General features: G+C 42.4%; 20 protein-coding genes and 1 pseudogene. 4 read left to right on the plus strand and 17 right to left on the minus strand.

What is annotated here, in order from left to right; genetic code table 11:
- The 10 genes from GTQ43_RS38115 to GTQ43_RS38160 form a co-directional block, all read right to left on the minus strand.
- A partial coding sequence (locus tag GTQ43_RS38115) for a hypothetical protein (RefSeq protein ID WP_265277843.1) occupies window positions 1-729 on the minus strand: 729 nt, incomplete at its 3' end.
- A 497-nt stretch (window positions 730-1,226) separates the two neighbouring features.
- The gene (locus GTQ43_RS38120) at window positions 1,227-2,063 is read right to left on the minus strand and encodes a hypothetical protein (RefSeq protein WP_265277844.1); all 837 of its coding nucleotides are present in this window, start codon (window positions 2,061-2,063) and stop codon (window positions 1,227-1,229) included.
- Window positions 2,060-2,200, minus strand: a complete 141-nt coding sequence (locus GTQ43_RS38125) for a hypothetical protein (RefSeq protein WP_265277845.1) — start codon at window positions 2,198-2,200, stop codon at window positions 2,060-2,062. Before GTQ43_RS38125 ends, GTQ43_RS38120 begins: the two co-directional genes overlap by 4 nt.
- A gap of 224 nt (window positions 2,201-2,424) precedes the next feature.
- Window positions 2,425-2,748 (minus strand): hypothetical protein, encoded by a 324-nt coding sequence (locus GTQ43_RS38130; RefSeq protein WP_265277846.1) that lies wholly within the window; start codon window positions 2,746-2,748, stop codon window positions 2,425-2,427.
- Between the two features lie 263 nt (window positions 2,749-3,011).
- Window positions 3,012-3,161 (minus strand): hypothetical protein, encoded by a 150-nt coding sequence (locus GTQ43_RS38135; RefSeq protein ID WP_265277847.1) that lies wholly within the window; start codon window positions 3,159-3,161, stop codon window positions 3,012-3,014.
- Between the two features lie 275 nt (window positions 3,162-3,436).
- On the minus strand, window positions 3,437-3,694 hold the full coding sequence (locus GTQ43_RS38140; protein WP_265277848.1) for a hypothetical protein: 258 nt from the start codon (window positions 3,692-3,694) through the stop codon (window positions 3,437-3,439).
- 325 nt (window positions 3,695-4,019) lie between these two features.
- Complete coding sequence (locus GTQ43_RS38145) at window positions 4,020-4,451, minus strand: hypothetical protein (protein ID WP_265277850.1); 432 nt, start codon at window positions 4,449-4,451, stop codon at window positions 4,020-4,022.
- Window positions 4,452-5,070: 619 nt separating this feature from the next.
- Complete coding sequence (locus GTQ43_RS38150; protein ID WP_265277851.1) at window positions 5,071-7,812, minus strand: glycosyltransferase family 2 protein; 2,742 nt, start codon at window positions 7,810-7,812, stop codon at window positions 5,071-5,073.
- A complete protein-coding gene (locus tag GTQ43_RS38155; RefSeq protein WP_265277852.1) occupies window positions 7,763-7,951 on the minus strand; it encodes a glycosyltransferase family 2 protein in 189 nt (62 codons plus the stop codon). The genes GTQ43_RS38150 and GTQ43_RS38155 overlap by 50 nt, the downstream gene beginning before the upstream one ends.
- A 551-nt stretch (window positions 7,952-8,502) precedes the next feature.
- Entirely contained in the window at window positions 8,503-10,038 is a 1,536-nt protein-coding gene (locus tag GTQ43_RS38160) for a toprim domain-containing protein (protein ID WP_265277853.1), read from the minus strand.
- Between the two features lie 240 nt (window positions 10,039-10,278).
- Here GTQ43_RS38160 and GTQ43_RS38165 point away from each other — a divergent pair, with 240 nt between their 5' ends.
- Window positions 10,279-11,421, plus strand: a complete 1,143-nt coding sequence (locus GTQ43_RS38165; protein ID WP_265277253.1) for an IS4 family transposase — start codon at window positions 10,279-10,281, stop codon at window positions 11,419-11,421.
- On the opposite strand, the gene GTQ43_RS38170 is transcribed toward GTQ43_RS38165, so the two are convergent.
- The 7 genes from GTQ43_RS38170 to GTQ43_RS38200 form a co-directional block, all read right to left on the minus strand.
- Window positions 11,402-12,871, minus strand: coding sequence for a relaxase/mobilization nuclease domain-containing protein (locus GTQ43_RS38170; RefSeq protein ID WP_265277854.1), 1,470 nt, complete (start codon window positions 12,869-12,871; stop codon window positions 11,402-11,404). The genes GTQ43_RS38165 and GTQ43_RS38170 overlap by 20 nt on opposite strands.
- 2 nt (window positions 12,872-12,873) lie before the next feature.
- Window positions 12,874-13,278, minus strand: a complete 405-nt coding sequence (locus tag GTQ43_RS38175) for a MobC family plasmid mobilization relaxosome protein (RefSeq protein ID WP_265277855.1) — start codon at window positions 13,276-13,278, stop codon at window positions 12,874-12,876.
- A 427-nt stretch (window positions 13,279-13,705) separates the two neighbouring features.
- Window positions 13,706-15,670, minus strand: coding sequence for a sensor histidine kinase (locus GTQ43_RS38180; protein ID WP_265277856.1), 1,965 nt, complete (start codon window positions 15,668-15,670; stop codon window positions 13,706-13,708).
- A gap of 288 nt (window positions 15,671-15,958) precedes the next feature.
- A complete protein-coding gene (locus tag GTQ43_RS38185) occupies window positions 15,959-16,234 on the minus strand; it encodes a hypothetical protein (RefSeq protein ID WP_265277857.1) in 276 nt (91 codons plus the stop codon).
- Window positions 16,235-16,259: 25 nt separating this feature from the next.
- Window positions 16,260-16,622 carry a hypothetical protein gene (locus tag GTQ43_RS38190; protein WP_265277858.1) on the minus strand — a complete coding sequence of 121 codons (363 nt, stop codon included), beginning with the start codon at window positions 16,620-16,622 and terminating at the stop codon, window positions 16,260-16,262.
- A 138-nt stretch (window positions 16,623-16,760) separates the two neighbouring features.
- On the minus strand, window positions 16,761-19,910 hold the full coding sequence (locus GTQ43_RS38195; RefSeq protein ID WP_265277859.1) for a plasmid replication protein, CyRepA1 family: 3,150 nt from the start codon (window positions 19,908-19,910) through the stop codon (window positions 16,761-16,763).
- Window positions 19,911-20,503: 593 nt separating this feature from the next.
- The gene (locus GTQ43_RS38200) at window positions 20,504-20,719 is read right to left on the minus strand and encodes a plasmid partition protein ParG (protein ID WP_244919588.1); all 216 of its coding nucleotides are present in this window, start codon (window positions 20,717-20,719) and stop codon (window positions 20,504-20,506) included.
- 226 nt (window positions 20,720-20,945) lie between these two features.
- Between GTQ43_RS38200 and GTQ43_RS38205 the strand changes: the two genes are divergently transcribed.
- The 3 genes and pseudogenes from GTQ43_RS38205 (at window position 20,946) to GTQ43_RS38215 (ending at window position 23,139) form a co-directional block, all read left to right on the plus strand.
- Complete coding sequence (locus GTQ43_RS38205; protein WP_265277860.1) at window positions 20,946-21,242, plus strand: hypothetical protein; 297 nt, start codon at window positions 20,946-20,948, stop codon at window positions 21,240-21,242.
- 302 nt (window positions 21,243-21,544) lie between these two features.
- Window positions 21,545-22,651 (plus strand): annotated as a pseudogene (locus tag GTQ43_RS38210) (NF041680 family putative transposase); the annotation flags it as partial.
- Between the two features lie 296 nt (window positions 22,652-22,947).
- Entirely contained in the window at window positions 22,948-23,139 is a 192-nt protein-coding gene (locus GTQ43_RS38215; protein ID WP_265277862.1) for a hypothetical protein, read from the plus strand.
- The last annotated feature ends 151 nt before the right edge of the window (window positions 23,140-23,290 follow it).

Raw genomic sequence — 23,290 nt, forward strand, 5'->3', positions numbered from 1 at the left:
TTGCCTGCTAATACCATTGGAATCAACCCACTCAATTAGACCTTTATAGACAGTTGGATAGTTTTTCTTTGTTAGCTCATATAGGTTTTTAGCTTCTTGAATCAATTGATTATTTTGTCCCCCTTGGGATTGAGTAGGGACTTTAATCACTAAATCTTTATGTTCTGGAATTTTATAAACTGTCCCAAATCCTCCCTCATCAATTTTCTGGTCAGACAGTATATTTTCACTTGATAATTCTTCTCGAATCGAGCTAAGAGTAGTATTATCTTTTGGATTTGGTACGTAAAAATTTTGTCCTTCTAGAGGGTTATTTGAGCTGCTTTCCATTCTATTAGGGCTAAGTAGATCCCTAAGCAACTTGCCTTCTTCCCCAGCACTGAATATAGCCGTAGCTGCACCATGAGACTGCAAAATTGCCCCTGTGGCGATCGCTACTACCCCACCAGGGCAGCCTATTCCAGTAATACATAAACCTCCACCCCCAACTTCTGCAATACTCCCTGTCAAGAACTCTGCTATTCCTTGGACAATTGCTGCTCCACCTCCAAGCGTGCGTCCCAACTTAAAAGCTGCTGAGTTTGGCAGAGTTCGCTCCCATAAAACTTCTTCTTTTTGAGTCAGCTGCAAAGGCTTTAATAACGCTCTGATAGAGCCACCATTGTCATACAGAAACTGGTACATAGTTCCTAAGACAAATTCAGCTAATGGTTGGACTGCGTGCCACAATTGCTTGATAAAACCTTCTAATTGCTGCTGTTTATCTGTTGAAGGTTAATTTGAGACGGCCAAAGGTCTTGGTGGTTATCAGGGTGAACGGTAGGGTTATTTGCTACTTGGATGCTACTGGTGTCGGGCTGTATTTCTTGAGATTTATCCAAACCCTTGGAATAATAATCAGGGCTGAGACTTCAGATAAGAGTGAAGCAGAACCTTGAGCAATGATAAGCGAGCTGTTGCCAGTGTAAAACCCTATAATTTTTGCTGTTGATTGCTACTGAGCCTGTAGCTTGGAATACACCAGGCTTGCACATAAACATCTCCCCCTGCACCATTCCCGTTTGAATTTAAAAATCCTGTATTTACTGCCCCTTGGTGCTAGTCAGATAAATACCTCCACCATGTGACAGGATATTATGGGTAGCAATATTCTCAGTAGCTTCAATGTTTATAAAGTCACCTTCTGTAGTCAGATCCCCAGTAGCAGTAATAATCCTGCTTGCTAATCAGGTTGACTGCTCCATTATTTGAGTGATGCTACGGGTTGCTACATCACCGCTTGCTTCAATATCTACAAAGCCACTGCTAGTAGCGATATCACCCCTAGCAGTAATAGAACCAGTAGTGCTACTAAGGTTAACTGCTCCACCATGCGACAGGATGTTGCTAGTTGCCACATTACCGCCTGCTTCAATATCTACATCCTTGGTAGCGATGATATCACCAGAGGTAGTAACAGTACCCAGGCTGGTGATTAAGTTGACTGCTCCATTATTTGAGGTGATGCTATGGGTTGCCACATCACCACCTGCTGCAATATCTACACTGCCACCATCGGTATTAATGTCGCCAGTAGTAGTAACAGCACCACTATGACTACTTAGGGTAACTGTTCCATTCTGCGAGTGGATGTTATTAGTGGTGATGTTCTGGGTTGCTAATATTGCTACACCTCCACTGGTGGAAGTAATGTCACCATTCATAACAGCACCTTGAGTGCTAATTAAGCTGACTGCTCCACTATTTGAACTGAGATTGCTAGTTGTGATGTCCTGTTTGGCTAGAGCAGTTACACCATTATCAGCAGTAATTTCACTACTTGCAGTAATCGCACCATTACTGCTGGTGAGACTAATTCCACCATTTTGGGCGATGATTTTCTGAACAGCGATATCTTTAAGAGCAGTAATATTTAAATCACCGCCATTGGTTTCAATATCGCTCTGTGTAGTGACACCGCCATCACTCAAAATGTCCACTTGTTTCGCGGCAATACTACCAATTGTGACATCACCGCTGGGATTATTTCCGCCTTCAGTACCCTGATTCAGAGAAACGCTCACCTACCCGTACCAGCATTCAGTGTAGTTCCTAGAGCCATAGTAATCACTGCTGCACCAGGGTCACGTTCCGCCGCTACCGCATCAGAATCATTAGCCTTAAGCGTCAGAATCGCCGTTATCCGTAGTGATGTTAGCATTGACATTGATGCTGCGACCGGCTTCCAGGGTCAGGCTGCCACCGCTTCCGACTGCACTAGTCGTAATTGCTTTATTAACCGTGATGTCATTGTTAGCTTGCAGCACCACGGCTGTCCCCGCATTTGTAATTTGGTAATTTGCGTGGGCGAGATCGTTGTTGTCACATCCGGATTTTGGGGCAAAGGTATCATTAGCACTGAGCGGTGTGGGTGCAGACGCATACTCAAGAATATTGACCAGCAAATTGTTTGCACTTGGTTGCGGCGTGTGCCAGTTGGTTAGTGGTCATTCCACCAAATAAAGCAAGCCCTTGTCCTACAGGCTCTTCTCCTAGTACGATGCCGCCACCCTGGACAACGTTCTGGACAACATTATGGACAACAATTTGGTCTCCACCATAGCCGCCACCCTGGACAACAATCTGGTCTCCACCATAGCCGCCACCCTGGACAACAATCTGGTCTCCACCATAGCCGCCACCTGGGTTTCCGCCTGGGTTTCCGCCTGGGTTTCCACCTGGGTTTCCACCGCCGCCAGAGTTACGCAAAAGGATAGGGGTAATGCCTCCGCCAGAAACAGTGGCGTGACTGAAGTAATCCCCGCTAAAACTGGTAGCGGTAGGCAGTAGACCGTTAAAGATGGGATGAGATGGCTCGGCAGCAACTACATCCCTGGCAAATCACTAGAACCATCATAATTAAGCGTTACTCCAAAGCCCAATGAGAAGCTACCCCCTACGTTAGGAGCGGCCATTAATGAACAGATGTCCGCCTTGCTTGACCCAGGCATCTATGCTGGCCGAGTTAGTTGCTAGATATTACTTAGATTGACGGCTTGGCTGTCTCCACCATCCAGAAAGATAAATTTGTAATCATTGCCTGTGCCAGTGGCGAAAGGAGTTGCTCCAGCACTGGAGAGGCTCAGATTATCCCAATTACCAGCGCCAAATGCTGCATTCATAGCATTCTGGTCACTGGCAGTTGCAGAACTACCCCAATATTGGAAAGGACCGCTGATATAAGCGGCACGTCCTTGTGAATCGTCAATGATAATATTTTTGGGGTCTAACAGTAAAGTTCCGGCTAACCCATTAACAGCATTGCATAAACCATCCCTTGAAAATCGAGCAGTTGTTTTCCTGAAACTTCGACCATCCCTCCATTGCCGGATTTGCTTCCACCACGGGCACTAATGTTGCCCAAGAAGCGGGTGTATTGTCAGACCAAACAACTACCTTACCACCATTTACCACTGTTCACTGCGTCGGCGTTAACTTTTGCACCATTGCTGACAAACGTGCTTTGAGCCTGAGGCACTGTCCCTTTGCCCTGGTAATCACCACCAATAAGAGCAGTCCCACCTCCAGCATTACCTGATACATTAATTTGAGCTTGGTCAAGCAAGGCAACCGTGTTTCCCAATACTTGTACGGTTCCGCCCTTGTGCCCATTAGCCAGACTTGAGGCATCTAATGTCCCTGAAACCGCGACCAATCCTTCAGTGCTAGTGAGGCTGATGTCGCCGCCGCTAGTAGTGATGTTACCTTTACTAGTAACAGACCCCTGATAGCTGGTTAGGTTAATTGCCCCACCATTCGAGAGGATATTGCCAGATGTAATACTGCCTTCTGTCTGAACGTTAAGTTCTGAACCAATGTAATCACCAAATTGAAGATTATTGGATGCTGAGATTTGGACTTTCGTGGTTCCATCAGTACCAGTGAAAATAATTTGCTCACCAAGGTTAGTTTGAAATACTTCACCTTCACCATCGCCAGTCAGAGAAAAGTTTCTGGATTTCCATTAGCATCTTGTAGAGTTAACTGGAAATTTTGATGATTATCGAAATTACCAAACTTCCCTTTAATACTGAACTAGGATTTAAAAGAGAATCGTTACTATTAATTCCAACTAGGGACAGATTTTTCCCACTTCCAGTCAGTGGATCTAAACCAGTTGTCGGATTGTTTGGAAGTGATTGAGATGCCAGAGATGTCGAAAAAACTGATTGATTAAATAACGGTAAACTATCAGAGATAGTACTAACAGAATTACTGTAGTTAGTAAGAGTTTCCTGATTAGTGTCAATCAGACCAGAAGCACTACTTGTTGGAGATGTTTTTTGCAACCCTATTAATGACGAATTATACTCTCTTCCACTGCTGAAAGATGTGACTGTCAGAGAAGATGGTAATAGCCCTCCTTGAGATGAAGAAGCATCAGTGGGGATAATCATATCAGTACTTGACATAAGTTGTATCTTTTTAATGATGAATTATTGTGACGAAAAACTGAGCCGTATAATTATCTATTGAGAGTTTGTTATGATGAAATCAAAATCTTAATTTCTCTGAGGATTCATTACAAAAGATACTTAACTATTAGTGAAACATCAAAAAATAGCTTAAAAAGACAAGCTAGAATATTGAAATTGCTAAATCAGCCTAAAAATTCCCAAAAATCCTGCCAATTTGAATTTTAATCAAGGATTTCAGATTTGGGGCAGATTGATTTAGCATAAAGAGTACTGAATAGCCATTTGATTAATTAAGAATTGAATAAATGCTTGCTCTCAGAAAACAAATATCTTTGATGAAGATAGTCCAGGTAAGAAATGATTTCGGAATTCTCAAGTTTTAAGGATTGGAACGAACTCAACACTTCTAGATATTCATCAAACCTCGAATCTTTGAATAATGCAGGTACTTGAGTTGAAGATAAGATAATATTTGCGTTTCAGTCTACCGAAGCTTTACGGAAATTATTACTGGTTGTTTTTTAGGTAAAATTCTGGCTTGACAAGTGAATTTATAGTTAGATTAAAGTTTTTATATGTTTTAGATGTTTTTTCGGAAAAGAATTTACAAGATTTATCTAGCTGGCATTGACTGATTTATTTCTGACTGTGGAGCAGAAACTTGGTTAAGCATTCCAGCAGTCCGAAGTTTGTCCAGTACGTAAAGCACTGCCAATTGCTGTTCTACAAACAACGGGGCAGACAACGGAATTGCATCAATTGAGGCTTGCAGTAAAGATGTACTTTGACTGCCAGTGTGCCCCAGTTGACGAGGGGAAGAATCAGAAGTTTCAGGATGAGCAAGTCCTACCCATCTTGTGAGTTCGGCTGCAACATTTTTTGCCTCACCTCCAGGCTGTTGAACGATTTGCTTCCAAAACATCCGCACAATTTGACGAGCATGATCTTCTAAAGTGCAAGCTTGCTCAGATTTGTATAAGGCGCTGACTATCCTGGCTTGGGCTAAGTTGAGCGGTATTCCTAGCTCTTTTTGAGAGTGCTGAAGAAAAAAAGCTTCTTCTCCGTGTCGCTCAAGTGTAACTGGTGCGAGTTTCCACAAATCCCAACTTTGCTTGAGCAGAAACCAATGTTGTTCTGTAATCTCACCTAGTGGCTGCATTGTGGCATGGTATTGAAAGCGTAAAAACATTTGCTTGAGTCTCTCGACTCTCAGAACATAAGAGTCGGACAAAATTATCTGACTGGAGGAGAAATGATTGTAGAGTACGGTAGAATTTTGAACGTGAAGAAAACGAAACCCCACCATTGCTGCTAGAGTTAAATACTCCCGGTCTGCATCCAATTGAGTCTGTGGATCATTCCACACTTGTAACTCTTGCAAGCGCACTGCTGTAGAGCGACGAATTAGGAAGGCATGAAGAGGTTGCCAGTTATGCATTAGTCTCTGCATTCTTTCATCGTCATTCTGCTGGAATGCAAAAGCAATTCTTAATTGACACTGCTCGTTTTGATAAAAGCACCATTGCCAATCACCATAGGCAATGTCAAACTGACGATTTTGTTCTAATGCTGCTACTTGCAAGGCAATTTTTTCTTTTGTCAATTCATCTGAACCATCCAGCCATTGGATATAGTCACCAGTAGCTAAAGCTAATCCCTGATTGTAAGCAGAACTTGCTCCTGGTTGCTGGCATTGAGTTAAGATTACACGTCCTTTAGTTGTGCTGGCAAATTGGCGACTAATTTCGCTCAAGTCCTCGGTTGAGTCGTGTTCAACAATAATAATTTCCAGATTCTGATAAATTTGTTGTTGGCAACTGTGTAGGCAGGCAGCAAATCTCCTGGCGTTATCACTAGAGATAATAATGGAAACTAGGGAGGCAGTGATGGACTGGCTCTGATTTTGATTGAAAGCGGGGAAAATGTATGACTTGAATTGTTCTACAGTTGTACGAAAATGAGTTTCAATGGTTGGTCGCAAATCGCTGTAGCAGGCGTTGGCGGGGCGACGATAAAATTCTTCTAGGACTTGAAGCCCATTTGCTAACCATCCAGTACAGTTAGATTGAGTAACGATGCTGTCAGGCAACCAGCGTTTGCGAACTAAATACTTGGGAATATGTACTGGAGACCCGTGTGCAAACAGTCTCAAGTAAAACTCCCAGTCATGACAGCCTTTCAACTGTTCGTTTAATAAACCAACTGTTTGGAAGACTGATTTGGGTACGACGACTTGAGAGAGTGTGTGAATGAAGCATCGCCAAAGCATCGAAAAAATTAGGTCGTCTGGATGGCTTGGACTGAGGCTCATTTGGTCGCCCTTGTGGTCAACGCTAGTAATGGCGATATAGTTGCAGTAGCTGAGGACAGCAGTGGGTGTTTGTTTGAGAGTGTCAATTTGATGTTGCAAGTAGTCTGGTAGCCATTGGTCGTCGCTATCGAGAAAGGCGATAAATTGTCCCAGCGCGTTTTTGATGCCCAAATTTCTAGCGGCAGCAGCACCAGTATTAGTGGGTATTTGTAACAGTTTGACCTGTGGATAATGGGTTTGAATCCAATCCGCAGTCCCATCAGTGGAGCCGTCATCAACTACGATTATTTCGTAGTCAGTATAGGTTTGACAACAGACGCTATCGAGAGCGTATTTAAGATAATGTTTCCGATTGTAAGTTGGAATGATAATCGAAACAGTGGTTGGTGAATTTAAAATTTGCTGAGGGGAGTTAGAAGTGTTTTGAGAGCGGTGTTTAGATTTAATAGTAAAATGAGCGACGACTTGCATAGATAGCTCATATTGGCTGTCTAACCCCCGCCTTTTGAGTGCGTTATTGATTGCTTTTTGAGACCAGCGAATCGGTTCAAACTGTTGGTTAGTCAAGTTACCAGAGTGACGACGATAATAGTAGAGAGGCTGGGCGATATGGTAAAATTCAGTGACTTCAGAGAGTTTTAGACACAAATCATACTCTTCAGCATAAGTAAAGTTCGGATCAATACCTCCCACTTGCTCGTAAACGGTGCGGCGTATTAGGCGGAAATGGAAGATCATAAAGTCAACAAGTAGCCGTTCTTTGGAATAGGGGATTTGGCAACGCTGCCCGATTCCATACAGGTTCCCCTGTTCGTCCATTAGTTGATAGTCTGTGTAAACAAGTCCTACCAAGGGGTGGTTATTCAGAATGGAAATTGTCTGTTCTAAGGCGGTTGGAGCTAGAATATCGTCACTGTCTACCCAACCGATATAATCTCCAGTAGTTGCAGCAACAGCCCCGTGGATAGCAGGGCGATACCAGTATGTTTGGCGGCTATGACTCGGATGCGTTGATCTTGCTGGGCATACTCGATGCGATTTCAACGGAACGATCTGTAGAGCCATCGTCCCAGATTAACAATTCTAAGTCAGACCAAGTTTGAGCTAGGACACTTTTTATTGCCGCAGCAAGGTAGTTTTCTCGATTGTAAACTGTGATGACGATAGAAACAGATTTTTTCATCAGTTAACGCCCAATTAGTAAATTCAGCTATGCTTTATAAGTTCAGGTAATATAATGAGTTTTTGACAGGTGTGCTGCTCAGAACTTTGACTAATAATTTTTCTGCTGATCATGATTTTCTGCTTAAGCATTAACACTTGCCGCCACGAAGTCTACGGAAATATTTGTCAACTTTAATTCCAGCAACTCCGTAATCTCTACTATTGAGTAGGCATTGCTCAATCTTGGTACTATTTTGACGCTGTTAATTACTTACCTCACTTCCCGCCAGTGGCAAACTGATTGCGCTATGCCGCCAAAATAGCGATCGCACGGCACCTTTACCAAAACCTCTCCGTACTACCTGCCCCACTGTTAAGCATTAATATATTCAAAAGGTCTACAGTGTCAATACTTCCAAGATTTCAGAACTCGTGGCTCGGAGTCGGCGCAGCGGAGTGGCTCTTGCGGGCTTGCACGATCTAGTTGGCCCAACCAGTAATCTTTCTGCCCGTAAGAGCCACCGACTCCGAGAGCGTAGCGGTCACGAGTTCGTCGGCGATGGCGCGAGATCATCGACTAAAACCTCGCCCCCGTTGCTTTTGCTCCAGCATCTCTTGCTGCTGCTGCCGCTCTCTAACAAAAACCTCATTCCAACTAAGCCCCTTGGGTGCAATTCTTTTAGCCTGGGGTAGCATTTCCTGAACAACCTGGGCAGCTTCATTACCAAGATCATCATTATTAAATGCCAGTCCAATTCTGCTGATATTTCTGAGGAGTTCAAAAGGCAAGTTATCCTGGTCATCCACTGCCATGTACATTGTTCTAACTGGTGGTTGCCCCTTGTGTGCATTCCTATCAATCTCTGCCATTGTCAGCGCATCAATGGGGGAAGAACACAGGTATACTCTCTCAATTTTATCGTCAGGCTCTCCACCCAATTTGAAATGAAACCACCCAGGAGAGCGATCGCCTCCGGCGGGGCGTAGCCCATCGCTGTTTTCGGGGTACTCCGTACAACGATTGTCAATCCGTGCGGTATCCCAAACCAGTGCGCCTGACTTAGAACCATCTAAACCCCGCTTGATAAACACAACCTGAGCCTGTTGATCTATATAACCCAACCCCTGCCGTTGTAATGGTTGCACAAGAAAATTAGTTATAGCGCGTTTTTGAGTCAGGTAATACTGTAGTACTTGCCTTTTGCTTTCATCCTCTGGTGGAGGTACAAACTGGGGTTGTTCTTGTAAGTGTGCCAGTTGATTGTTAGCGATTAAAACTAATGCTTTAGCTTCATCAATAGTCCATCCGGCTGGACTGGCAAAGATAATTTCTTCAACATCTTGGGCTGGTTTATCATCTAATAGCGCCCTGATTGCAATTTCTTTATCTCGGTCAGTCACTAATAAGTTTTGCAAGTCGGCGCTGTAATACTCATATAACTCGGCTGTTTGATTCGGGGTTAGCTTTGGTTCATCTGTGGTTATAGTTGGAGTTTGATTAAGAGCAATTGCGTCTACTGGTTTTTGCGATCTATGGAGTTGCTCCAAATAAACAATCGCTGCTTCCAGGTCGTCGAATATGGTTCTTCCGGCTGATAGCTGCTGCTGATTTTGAGAAAGTTGTTGTGTTAATTCTAATACTGTTTCAGTTAAGGCCGATTCAACAGTCGATTGCTCAATATAATCAGAAATTGATGAAATGGCTCTCTTCTCTAGATATGATTGTAACTCATTCGCAAGTACTGCATCCAGGTCATTGAATGTAGTTTTAGCTGTAATGAGTTCCTCTTTGTATTGAGAAAGTTGTTGCGTTAATTCTAATACTGTTTGGGTTAATGCTGATTCAACAGCCGATTGCTCAATATAATCAGAAATCGATGAAATAGCTCTTTTCTCTAGATATGATTGTAACTCATTCGCAAGTACTGCATCCAGGTCATTGAATGTAGTTTTAGCTGTAATGAGTTCCTCTTTGTATTGAGAAAGTTGTTGCGTTAATTCTAATACTGTTTCAGTTAAGGCAGATTCAACAGTCGATTGCTCAACGTAATCAGAGATTGATAAGATAGCTATCTTCTCTGCATGAGATTGTAACTCAGCCGTCAATGCTGTTTCAAAGTCATTGAATGTAGTTTTCGCTTCAAGTAGCTGCTGATGATATTGAGAAACTTGCTGTGTTAATCCTAATACTGCTTGGCTTAAAGCTGACTCGATAGCTGATTGCTCAATATAATCAAAGACTTGAGGGGAGACAAAATATCCTGAAATAGATATAGGGCAACGAGTGTAGCAATTTGTGGTAAAACAAAAAGAGCCTTCATTCGCAACAAGCTCTATTTAATGATAATGTTACCAGAATTCTACGAGACAAACCTCAAGCGAGAATTGGGACGTGCAGAATATTTATTACTAAAAATTCTAATTAATTTATTACAATCAATAAAAACTGTAAGCCTTGAAGCATTGGCTACTGGTTTACCTATCCCCATATTATTTGAAAGTAGAAGAAAGAAAATCCAACGATTCTTATCTTTAAATTATATAAATGTTGAAGAGATATGGTTCCCAATTATTAAAAGTTGGCTAGAAATATATTTTCCTTTAAATCAAGTTGTTTATTTAGTAATAGACAGGACTAATTGGGGATGTATTAATTTATTAATGATCAGCGTAGTTTGGGATAAGAGGTCTATCCCAATATATTTTGAGTTGTTAGGCAAGTTAGGTTCGAGTAATTTTGATGAGCAAGAAGCAGTATTCAAAAAAGCATTACCGATTTTCAAGAATTATAAAACTGTAGTGTTAGGAGACCGAGAATTTTGTTCAATAAAGCTGGCTAACTGGTTGACAGAGCAGAAAGTATATTTCTGTTTACGCTTAAAAAAGGATGCATTTATAGAAATAGAACCGGAAATTTGGCTGCAATTAAGAGATTTAGGTTTAGCACCTGGACTTTCTTTCTTTTATCAAGGTATTAAATATACAAAATCTACAGGATTTATTACCTTTAATCTTGCAGGTAAATGGAAACGTAAACGCTTTGGAGTTGCGCCGGAAGAGGCTTGGTTTATCTTAACTAATTTAGATGATTTAGATTCGGCGATTATTGCTTATAAACAGCGTTTTGATATTGAAGAGATGTTTAGAGATTTTAAAAGCGGTGGTTATAACTTGGAAGATACTAATGTATCAGGTCAAAGGCTAATTTCCCTAATATTATTAATCTCGCTCGCCTATACAAGTGCAACTATATCTGGTCAAAAAATTAAACGCATGGGTGTTCAAAAATATGTTGGACGAATTAAAGAATCTTTAAGGACAATTCGCCGTCATAGCAGTTTTTATATTGGATTATATGGGTCTAACTGGGTCAATTTCATGGAAAATTCTTATGAATTGGTGTCCGAGTTAATGACACTAGCTCCTAATAAGCGTAAGTATTATCAACAAGGCGAAAGAGCTATGAAGCTTATTTTATCTGCATCCTAGCCCTTTTTGTCCCCCCGTAAGAATCAAAGATTGATGAAATGGTTTTCTTCACTGCATGGGATTGCAACTCAGCCGTAAATGCTTCATCAAAGTCATTGAATGTAGTTTTATCAATAAATAGTTGCTCTTTGTATTGAGAAATTTGCTCTGTTAATCCTAATACTGTTTCAGTTAAAGCTGACTCGATAGTTGATTGCTCAATATAATCAAAGATTGATAAAATGGCTTTCTTCACTGCATGGGATTGCAACTCAGCCGTAAATGCTTCATCAAAGTCATTGAATGTAGTTTTATCAATAAATAGTTGCTCTTTGTATTGAGATAGTTGCTCTGTTAATCCTAATACTGTTTCAGTTAAAGCTGACTCGATAGCTGATTGCTCAATATAATCAGAGATTGACAAAATTGCTTTCTGATCTGCGTGGGATTGCAACTCAGTCGTCAACGCTGTTTCAAAGTCATTGAATGCAGTTTTAGCTCGAAAGAGTTGTTGCCGATAAATAGATAGTTGTTCTGTTAATTGTGGCAACGTTTCAGCCAAGGCATCATCAACTACTGACTGTTCAATAAAGTCAACGATTGTATTTATGAATCTTTGGCTCTCCACTGCTTGCTCTTTAGGATTCTTCAACAGATTCTCAATAAGCTCATCATCCCGTTGGGGCTGGTAGTCAATAAACTTATGTTTTTGTAAACCTGGGAATGTATAGGCAGGCCCCAAAGATGTGCCGCTGAATTTCTGGTCATTCCACGAGTACGAGATGCCCTTACTTTTACCGTTGCGTGTTAATCCGTGACGAACTTCTACACCTTGTAATTGCAATCGCTCAACCAGTTGCGGCATAGTCGGTTTATCTACTATGGCGCGGTCGATTACTTCAATTAGTTGGGTTTTGATTGACTGTTGTGGCGGCGTGTTTCTCAAACCATGCTCGTATTCTAGTTGTTCCCTTTCGATTCGTCGCTGTTGCCCATAGCTGGGGGCGCGGTTCAGTTTCTCCTTGCTACTTAGAGTTTGCTGTAAACCATATTCTAGTTCTAGCTGTCGAATGATTTTTTCAGAGCGCACATACTCCCAGCTATCGCGGGTAATCTTGCCGTCATCCAAACTGATTCTGCTGGCGCAAATATGTATATGGTCGTGGTTGCGGTCGCTGTGGCGGTAGATGGCATATTGGTTAGCTGTGTAACCCATTTCCTCGATGTACTTGTCGGCTACAAGGCACCAAGTATCATTGTCTAGCTGTTCGCCTGGGCTTAGTGAGAGCGAAACATGGTGAACTACTTTCTCCGCTTCTGGATTAAGTTGTCGAGACAGTCGGAATTCTCTAGCGAGTTCTCTGGCATTTCTGCCAAACATATTGCCGCCAATTAAAGATGACTGCTCTTTGTTTTCAAGATAGTCAAGGAGTCCACGAAAGCTTTTACCCTTGGTTTGGTTGCCAATCATTTTTACTCCCAGTCCTCCTGCTCTCCGTCGTCGTCAATGTCATCGTCATCGGTAATTTCAGTTTCAATTTGGGACAGTTCCCGACCAATTTGTTGTAAGAGTTCTTGTAGCTGTTTTAGTTGTTCTGGATCTGCGGGTGGTCGCAGTCCCATTTTAATAGCTGTATTGGTGGCTCTGGTAAGTTGATTAATATTGTTGCCGATGCGTACTAATTCTCTATAAGTAGCTAGGGTTATTTTGCTCAGTCGTTTGGGCAGTGGTTTTAGTAAAACACTGCGTCTTGTTAATTCAGCTATGCTTAGTCCCGCGTCTTGTGCTTTCAACTTAATCATCTCGTGTTCGATTACGTTGACACGAGCTTCTAATGTCTTGGTACGAAGCAGGTTTTTTGACAGTTTAGGACGCATAACTGAGGGAGGTATGAGAGGGGGTTTCCAAAGCGGGGACACTTCCCCCTTTGGCAAGCCTGTCGTCCGAGCGAAGCGAGGTTTGCCGGAGGCAAAAGGCACGGCTTGCTTCTAGCCAAAATACGGGAGTAGCGAGGTGTCAAGTGCTACGGAGGTACGGGGACACAGCGAGAGACTGGGGGCGAGGGGACAACAGCGTAGCTGGGAGGACGGTTTCGGGTGATTTCGGGTGGGATAAAGAACGATAACAGCGTAGCTGAAACCTCATGATTATATCAGTGTTTGCTGAATCACAGCGACGGCGTAGCTGGAGTGTCTTGGCTATAGTCAGCAACAGTCAACATCGGGGGAACATAGAAACAGCGTAGGTGAAACTTGCTTCTAATCTGGAGTTATACTTTTTTGAAAACGCTACTTTTGCCCCCAATTAGGCAGCTTGCTGCCTTTGCTGGTTTAATGGAATTGCCATCACAAATTCTGTACCTTTACCCAAAGTGGAATTACACTGCAATTTTCCTTGATGTTTTTGAGTAACAATCTGATAACTGATAGATAAACCTAAGCCTGTACCTTTGCCAACAGGTTTAGTAGTAAAAAAGGGATTAAATAATTGGTTTTGCAAATTTTCAGGAATCCCAACTCCATTATCAACAATGCGAATAATTATTTGTTTGTCAGCAGTAAGTTCAGTTTGAATGCGAATTTGACCTTTACGCCTTATCAATGAAGTAGACGCGCTGTCTTCACCTTGAGGCAGGAGATGACAAATAACGAATGACTCTTCTATGGCATCAATTGCGTTTGTTATAAGTTTTATAAACACCTGATTGAGTTCTCCGGCATAGCATTCCACCAGTGGCAGGTCAGCATATTCTTTGAGAATTTCAATTGCTGGATGATCTGGTGTAGCCTTGAGGCGGCTTTCTAAAAACATTAGTGTACTATCGATACCTTCATGGATGTTTACCAGTTTCATTTCTGCCTCATCTAAGCGTGAGAAGTTTCGGAGAGATAGCACAATTTGTTTAATTCTGTCCGCACCGAGTTTCATCGAAGTCAGCAACTTCGGCAAGTCTTGCATCAAGAAATTCAATTCAATTGCTTCTGCCTCATCTTGAATTTCTGGCACCGGCTGGGGATAGTGATGTTGGTAAAGTTGCAGTAATCTGAGCAAATCTTGGAGATATTCATGGGCGGGAGTGATATTACTATAAATAAAGCTGATTGGGTTGTTAATTTCATGTGCTAGTCCTGCTACTAACTGACTTAAGCTAGACATTTTTTCAGTTTGAATCAACTGAGCTTGAGTTTGTTGCAATTCTCGTAAAGCTTGCTCCAGTTCAAGCGATTGCTGTTGTAATGTTTTTTGTTGTTGACTAAGCAGCACAACCTGCATTTTCGCTTGTTGAGATAGTTGTATTTGTCGCCAAGCTATAATTGCTGCGACCCCAAGTAGTCCACCCAATATGGAAGCAAGTAAGTTCAGCGCTTTTAGTTGAGATTCGATGTTTTCACGCGGTATAACCAGAGCTATTGACCAATTCGCTTGTTTGAGATGAACATAAGCAACATATTTGTTGGTGCCATCAATGGGAATGAGTTCGATTCCTTGCTGTTGGTTGACCATACGACTAGCAAGCGCCGCTAAGTTAGGGTCGGCTGACTCTAGAAAACTGTGGGCAGGTTTTTCTAGAGTTGACATCACCGCTGGATTGGGATGAATAATTGGCTCTCCCTTGGAGTTAAGTGCAAATGCATAACTGCCATTACCGTAGTGCAGTCTGTTGACTACTTGAATAATTCGATCTACCTTCAAGCTACCGTTCAAAACTCCAATAGGACGACTGGTAAGGTCATAACTTTGGCGAATAGGAGAAGAGATCGCCACAGCCGGAATTCCAGAAGTCCGACTGATGAAGGGATCTGATATATTGACTTGTCCTGCCATTGCTTTTTGAATAAAATCCCGATCCAAGTTGTTGGCATCAGTTTTACCTACCAAAGTGTTGTAATAGGAACCGTTGGGCAGCGAAACTGCCATTTTGAAAAATTCATCAGTGCGCTTAATTTCTGCGTTTAAATATGGTTCAATAACTCCCCAATTTAAGGAACGCGCCACCTCTGTATTAGCAATAGTTTGAATTTCAATAGAGCAAATTGCTAACCATTGATCAATCTCATCAGTTCCTTGACGAACCTGAAGCAGCGCTTTTTCCTGAAGTTGTTGAACAATTAACTTTCTGACTACGAAGTAGCTAGCAATGCCAATCACCCCTATTGCTAAGGTAAAGCCAATCAAAATCAGTGGTGTTCTCACCTTAGACAGTTGCTTTTTTGGCACAGGTTTGTATTGCCTAACTTGGAACAAATCACGTAATAGTAGATAGGACATGATAGGCAGTACTGAGAAATTTTAATTAGACTTGTTACCTATAGTTCCCATGACATCAACTTTCAGAACAGAAATTTGTTTCTAAGCTAACTTTTCTCATTAAGTCTGTTGAACAAGTCACCAGCCCTGACAAAGGTCGTTACTACACCTAATTAAGTAATCGGGTGTAGAGGTATGTTGATCTGTCCGCTCAGTGAATGATTAAGTACGTCATCATCTCCGGGAGCGTCTTTTGTTACTGTTAAGTTCAGTAGGAATTAAAAACCAATAAATTTTATAACGTCACTGTCAAGTTACAGATGTGTTGCACCGGGCAACGGCTCTTAGAATGGACTCATTTGAGTAAACTTCGGTGGGCAGACAACTCAGTACAATCATCAGCAGTGAAGCCGTAACAGCCGGGCAACATGAGTGTAAAACTCGCCGCATCGCCGTACTACCAAGAACTTCGGTAACTTCCGCCACCCCGTCTAGCGAAGTTGGGAGTGATGATTCTGATTCAGCAATCAACATCGGGAAGTATTTACGGGCTAACCACTTTTCATCGTCGTCTAAGTCAGCCAAATTTTTATTACTACGGCTATTAAGACTATCTAATAGCAGGAGTAATAATTTTTTCGCATTGCTGCCAGCCCCCCCATCTCTGGGTAAATCGGCTCACCCAAGCTTGGGAGATTTCGGCAATGTTGGCGATCGCCGGTTGAGTAATTTTCTGTTTTGACTGCCAAAGTTGGGTTAGAGCATTGACTATAGCGTGGCCTGTCTGCTCACTGGCGTTACCCGCTTCGGGGCAGAGTTGGAAAGCATCAACGCTTTCTAATTTAACTCCTGGTAATTCACGATCAAGGAAACCCAAATCATAGTCAGCGCAGAAGTAGAATGTTAGCTCCACATTGGAGCGACGATGAGCGCGTAATCGGACAATCTGGCGGAAATAGAAGGTTCGTGTCACCAGGTGCAGTCTGATAATGAACTTTTCATTTTGGCTAGAGTGAATGCACAAAACTATTGAGAAATTAGCCACCTCGAACCAGCACTGCTTTTGAATATGGCAGTGCAAATATGAGAGCAACAATTTATCAAGTCTATTTCAGTCCCTATCTACTGGTGTAAGTTCAGTGAACGGCAATAAAACCACTGTATTGTTGGTTAAGTTCTGACATCTTAAGCTACTATCTAATGTTTTGCTCTGTACCAAGAACTGGTCATCATCTCCTGTGACGGTACATACAAGTCCAATCAATTTTTCTATAAGGGATTTCGGGTGATGTTGATTTGGATCTCCTAGATTATTTTGAGTATTAAAAGACATAGCTGATCCATCAGACTCTCCAAGATTTTTCAGGCGTTCGCGTCGTGCGGCACGTTTAGCTAATATGGACATCAGGCTAGACCAAGTTTCAGGATCAAGTCGGTAGACTTTAATTTTTTGCCTCTCAAACCCCGGCTCAAACCTCGACCAGCGAAAAGCTGCTTTGATTCCCAACTGCGATAACATCTGATGCACAACCTGCACATCACTCATTTTGTCGCTGATGGTGCGGTTGAGATGGTGTAATATTTCTGGGGCATAAAGGCGAATCTTGTCGGCGTAGGGTTTGAGGTCAGCTTTAGTCCATTCTTTGTTTGGATCTAAAAAGTCATTTAATCCAAATGCTTCTCGCATAGAACGCCGCAGTGCTGTACCGGAAATATCCCACGGGCAAACAGCTTGATTCCAATTAGCTTGTTTCTCTAATGATTTGGCTGTTCTGTCAAGTCCTAATTCGGGATAAAGTTGCGCTTCTAAGTTGAGCAGTTCCCCGCGCCGTCGGCCTTCTTTGTCCCAAAGTACAACTTCTAATGTTAGCTCGTCTACGCAGTAGAAATCTTTCAGGTAATATTTTCTAATTGCTAGTGCGTCTTCTGGTGAAACTGCTTCTTGGGATTCTAGCAGGGCTATTTCTGGGTAAGTTAAATCGGCGGCGGCTACTATGTCTTTGGCTTCAATTTGTTTGATTTCGTCTTTGGCTGACTTTAATAACAGTTTGACTGCCGATTCGGATTGTCGATTATCAATTGTAATCTGATGCCCTTCATGTCTTAGTCGAATTAGCAGTGCATCAGAGAGATTCATCATTGAATAATTCTGCTCGGCACTAATTCGGGCATACAAATTAACATGGGGGTTTGATTGCCAATCGAAATTAGCAATACCTTCAACAATATCAGGTCTGAGGTTGGAGCGGACTAAACTAACAGTGGCATCTGTTCTCTGTTGTAATTGTGCTTTAATTTCTAGATAATTACTGGAGCGAGAAACTTTACAATAATTTGTCCCACGTTTGGCACACCAAACTGTGCGGTCTACGTTGTCTCGCACTCGAATTAAGGATTGGGACATATCAGCGTCGGTGGATGATGCGCCGGTGAAAATTCCATAGACTTTCTCGATGACTTCTGGAATTTCTATGCTGACTCCGGTGGCGACTGTGGGAGAACAAATAATTACGTCATATAACCCTGAAGCTAATACTGCATCGGGATTTTTTAGAAACCTTTTTTCGTCTGGATTGCCACTGGTTTCTGAGTTAACTAGCAGGATTCTAATACCAGGATTTTGTTTTTGTAGCAGTCGGGCTGTTGTCTTGCTGGTGGCTTTGCTATCTGTGGTGACATATAGCGCCTTACCTGACTTGATGTTTTGTGCATTTTGGATTAACTCGTTTATAACAGCTGATTTGTCTTTGGCTTGAATAAATGTTACGTGGTAGGGTTTGGGTTGATAGTCGTTACAAATTAAGTAGATTGGGGCTGGTTCTTCTCGCAGTTCCCAGAGGTAATTTAGGGTTGGGTTGTTTAAATCAGCGTCAGCAGCAATAATCAGGCGGGCGACTCTAATTAATTCTGCAAATCTCGCTAGTAATGCTGGACGTTTACCGTCTTTATCACAGGTGCTAGAAGTTAGTAAGTGACGAACAACTTGGACAATTTCATCAATGATTAAGTCACAGCCAGCAAATTTTTTCGGGTCGATGGCTAGGAGTGAATCAACACAGAAACCAATTCGGAAACTGTAAGCTCCTCCTTTGATAAAATTGCCGTTGACTTTATCTAAGTCGCCTCGGTAATCTAAATCTGCCCTGGCACATAAATTCTGTACGAGCGCAATTCTGTGACTCGGTGCTAATAATTTCGGAGAATGCGCTGTTGCTTTGGCCATAAACTTAGTTTTACCAGTGCCTTTGCCTGAGTTGATGCCAATAATTCCTGACTCAGGTAAGTCTTTGATCTCTAAGGTCGATAAGTCGGCTGTGGTCAGTTTTAATGAGGGTTCGTAAGTTAACCGATTTTCTAAGCGTTGCCACAATTGCCAATGTGCTACTGAAAGGGCTTGCTTTAAGGCATAAGACCAGGCTGTTACCCCAGCGTTTACTATCAGGTCATCAACGCCTTTACACAGTCCTTTTTGACCGTCCCAGATGGCGATATCAACTATTGAGCCGGCGGCGGTCAGTAATCGGCTAAAGCGGAAAGTCGCAGCGTTAACTCGTCTCTGGGTTAGAGTATTGGTGTCTTGGTCAAAGGCGAGGGTAAATTTTCTCCCTTTAACAGCAAATCTTGCTATATCTGGGATTAAATAGGGCAAAACATGGTTGCCTAATAAATCTTTGCTGCGGTAGCCGCCGTTAATTCCGTAAAGGGCAATGGCTACAAATCCCTCTGACAACAGGCATAACGATTTTTTACCGCCTTCTGTAATCACGATCGGGATTTCTGGGTGGAGTTCTAGCCAGTTCCAGAAACTTTCGCCAGGAGGGGGGACTTCTACGCCGTAGCGGTTGGCTATTAAGCGTCTATTTTCTCGGTTGACGGTGGGGAGATAAGCCCGTGAACCGTTGCCAATTGGGGTTTCGTATTTTTGCTCTTTGTCTTTTTTCGTGTCAGTCCTCGGTTGACTGAGTTTGCCTTGCCAGGGGCTACCGTCTTCATTAATAAATATTGCGGCGTGGAGTGTGGGTTTGGCTTGATGCCCAAATCTGGTATATTTCCAGTTCAGTGCATCGTGGATTGGGGTTGATACATCCCCGCCATCACTAATTTCTATGTCCGAGACGATGCGGATGTTATCAGTGTACAGAGAAACTGCGATCGCTGAATCAGTAATAAATTCTCGCTCAATTCGGCTGGTAAACTCGCTTAAGCTCTCTACTGGCAGTAGGTTTAGAGCAGATGGTAGAACACTGGATAGATTTTTCAATTTCTTTCTCCTGGCAGTGGGTTAAATTGCCCTGGCCAAGAAAAGACTGATGTTCAACTTTTATCTACAGAACAGTTGGCGTAACTTGTGCGGTAGAGGGGGAAAGAGTCAAGTAGTTTGGGTAAAGCCTTCAAATAAGTTCTTTTTTTCCTTTTAATCTGTTGGAAGTAAGGCTTATAATCAATGAAAGGCTCCACTTGATTCTTACTCCAGTGGGGGTTTTACATTCTGTCTTTTCTGGCGGGGTGGACGCGTGGTAGGTGTTTCAGCACCGAAGCCACAAATTACAACAACCGAAATCAAATGAAGAATTTGAGCCTAAGTCTGTGAGTTCGTACCTCGCAGACTTTTTGGCTTATTAGCTCAATTTCTTAAAGATTTAAAACCATAAATAGAACTTAGTTGGTTGGGGTTGAGATGTTGTTTGCTTGTCAGCATATCATTAAGTAACATTAGGCACATATTGTCATTTGGCTAACAGTCAGTAAAAAGTCAGAAATCCGTATATAGATACCAATTAATAAATCCATCAAATCTTACTAGTTTGGCTATAGCTTGAGTGATAGGTTAGTTTCCCCTTTGCGATCGCGTCTTTACTCATTTGTCTTAAGCCAATCCTTGAGTAATGTGTTTACTATTTCACCCATAGGCTTACCTTGCTTAGTACAGGCCACTTTAAATTTCAGTTTCACATCCTTGTCCACATAGACACTTAGCTCAGTCATTCCCTCTGGAATTTTCTTAGACATTTTCTCTCTTTGCGCGATATCTAGTATTCTCGCATCACCTCCGGCATCTTCGTCTACCACGTATTGCGCGATTGCGCGATATACGTTATGATAACAGACAAGACAGAGAAACAACAACAGCCGTTAACCAATTCGTGTCTGCCGAGTAAGGAAAAACCTTATAAATCAATCCTTTTAGCGTGTGGACACTCCAAAGCTACCGTTAGTTGTCAATACCTGTTGATTACTTGTCAGCATTTGTTATTGACTATCAATTACTGTTTGACCATTAATCGATAAATGAAGTATGAAAGCGTCAAACTCCTCACGGGGACTTGATTTAGATTCCCCCGGTCTGTTTTGCTCAAGTTATGTTACGAAATCTGAACTAGCAAAAATTCTTAACGTTGCTCGTTCAACTTTGGTCAGTTGGGACGGCATAGCTCTTTACCGCATAGATGGCTATCGGCAAGCCTACCCAGTAAAAACTGATGGCAGTACGGATCGCTCTTGCCCGTTATCCCCGTACCAAAGCTGGGTTCTGTCCCGCATTGGACGAGTGATGGCTAATCTGCGTTCTGTCGAACGAGTAACTGGAGTTTAGACTAAAAGCGATATGAGAGAACGCAAATCAAAAGGAATTAGAGGTTAAAAATATTATCTTGTCAGCCTTAAAGCATCCTGACCTTTAACAATTATTGTGTAGTATACCTGCTCAGAAAATAATACAATAATGATAATCATGAAAAGGGTGGGAGAGAAACGAGCGTCGCTCGTTTCTCTCCCACCCCCCTTATTCGATTATCATTATCATATAATAAGCAAGAAGAAAAGGGGTGTCTGATTGAATACAGGCCCCCTTTTGGCAGAAGCTGAGAAACGAACTACCATTACTCAGATGCCAAGATGAAACGTGCCAGATTAGAAGAATTCCGTCAAGCAGTCTACAAATATTTAGGCAGAGCACACGATGCAACTTTTGAGTTGACAGATGCCATATTGCTAACTAGAAATGTTTATTGCCTAGCAGAATTGTCCCTATCGCCAGTATTTAGAAGGAAGTGGCCAAGTATCTATGAGGCACTACAAGATAGTAGGCCACAGCGACAGAAATTGATGCAGCTATATATCAAACAAATCCCCGCAGAGGGACGACCATTGTTAGCAGGAGATCACACAAACTGGTCACGCCCAGATGCCGTCAGGTTGCAAGAGCGAACTTATGAGCATAGTGGCACATCCATAGCAGGAAATAAACCGATTACCATTGGTCAAGGATATAGCACAATTGCCTGGATACCTGAAAATGAGGGAAGTTGGGCATTACCATTAAGACATGAACGGATCACAAGTGCCGAAAGTCCTATTGGGAAAGCAATTTGGCAACTCAAACAGGTGTGTAAATATTTGCCTACCAGACCGATTTCAGTTTGGGATAGTGAATATGGTTGTGCGCCTTTTATCTTAAAAACTGCGAATATTCCAGCAGATATTCTCGTTCGGTTGCGTTCAAATCTGTGTTTATGGGGTGAACCAAAAGCTTATTCGGGAAAGGGGCGACCTAAAAAGCATGGTGATAAATTTAAACTGAATGAGCCCACAACATGGAATGAAGCAACATCTGTATTAGAAATAAATGACCCAAAATTAGGACGTGTGCGTGTGAGCTTGTGGAAAGATTTACACTTCCGTCAGGCTGCTACACGTCCAATGTTAATCATCAGAGTTGAACGTCTGGACGCGCAAGGTAACATGAGAGTGTCCAAACCTTTGTGGTTGGCTTGGGTAGGAGAAGAAATGCCACCCTTAGAAGAAGTTTGGTGTCTTTACTTGCGTCGCTTTACCATTGACCACTGGTATCGCTTTTTGAAGCAGCGTCTACATTGGACTGTACCAAACTTTGGTACTCCTAAGCAAAGTGAACGGTGGAGTGACCTCATGCCTCTGATGACTTGGGAATTGTGGTTAGCCCGCGATATCGTTACTGACAATCCTTTACCTTGGCAGAAGTCTCTGGCATCACCGTGCCAAAACGGGAAAATTGTACGCTAAGGCTAAAAGCGTTATCCAGCAAGCATCTTAGCCCCTCGCTTTTCTATAGCACCCGTGAGCGGCTGTTTATCCTCAATTGATTGGTGCAGAGTATTGCTAGTACTCTGCACCATCTGGAAAGACTAATTCGAGCCAAAAATGATAAATAGAGGTATGCCATTTGCTCAAAACAACTTATTTTCATAGCGTTGAGGTTAGCATCAGCTTCTTAGCGTACAATTTTCCCAATTTGGCACGGTGATGCCTCTCTAGATAAATTGACCCCTGGAAGAGTTGCTCAAGCTATAGGTGGAGTTTTTGCGGCCATTGGTACTCCCACCTCTGCACCCAAACCTCGCGGAAAGTCTCCCGGTTGGCAACAAGGAAAGAAGCGTCACCGTAAAAACCGATGTCCCATTGTTAAAAAAACAGTAGCACGACCACCTAAAGAACCATCTGTTGCTGTTTAATACCCAAGATTCTTCATACTTTTGCTAAGTCTCTGATTAACTCAGCCCTGCTGGGTCATTTTCCATTGCTTAGTCTAAACTCCAGGAGTAAAGAACTACATCAAAAAGTATCCCCAGGAATTCAGTCAAGCCAAGTTTCAAGCACAGTTCG

It is taken from the genome of Nostoc sp. KVJ3, assembly GCF_026127265.1.
GTDB lineage: Bacteria > Cyanobacteriota > Cyanobacteriia > Cyanobacteriales > Nostocaceae > Nostoc.

Bases quoted from the DNA above. Each gene is read 5' to 3' on its own strand.
- GTQ43_RS38125 (WP_265277845.1), bottom strand. From the start codon at position 2,200: ATGCTAACATCACTACGGATAACGGCGATTCTGACGCTTAAGGCTAAT.
- GTQ43_RS38135 (WP_265277847.1), bottom strand. From the start codon at position 3,161: ATGAATGCAGCATTTGGCGCTGGTAATTGGGATAATCTGAGCCTCTCC.
- GTQ43_RS38145 (WP_265277850.1), bottom strand. From the start codon at position 4,451: ATGTCAAGTACTGATATGATTATCCCCACTGATGCTTCTTCATCTCAA.
- GTQ43_RS38155 (WP_265277852.1), bottom strand. From the start codon at position 7,951: ATGAAAAAATCTGTTTCTATCGTCATCACAGTTTACAATCGAGAAAAC.
- GTQ43_RS38165 (WP_265277253.1), top strand. From the start codon at position 10,279: ATGTTACCAGAATTCTACGAGACAAACCTCAAGCGAGAATTGGGACGT.
- GTQ43_RS38170 (WP_265277854.1), bottom strand. From the start codon at position 12,871: ATGATTGGCAACCAAACCAAGGGTAAAAGCTTTCGTGGACTCCTTGAC.
- GTQ43_RS38175 (WP_265277855.1), bottom strand. From the start codon at position 13,278: ATGCGTCCTAAACTGTCAAAAAACCTGCTTCGTACCAAGACATTAGAA.
- GTQ43_RS38180 (WP_265277856.1), bottom strand. From the start codon at position 15,670: ATGTCCTATCTACTATTACGTGATTTGTTCCAAGTTAGGCAATACAAA.
- GTQ43_RS38205 (WP_265277860.1), top strand. From the start codon at position 20,946: ATGAAAGCGTCAAACTCCTCACGGGGACTTGATTTAGATTCCCCCGGT.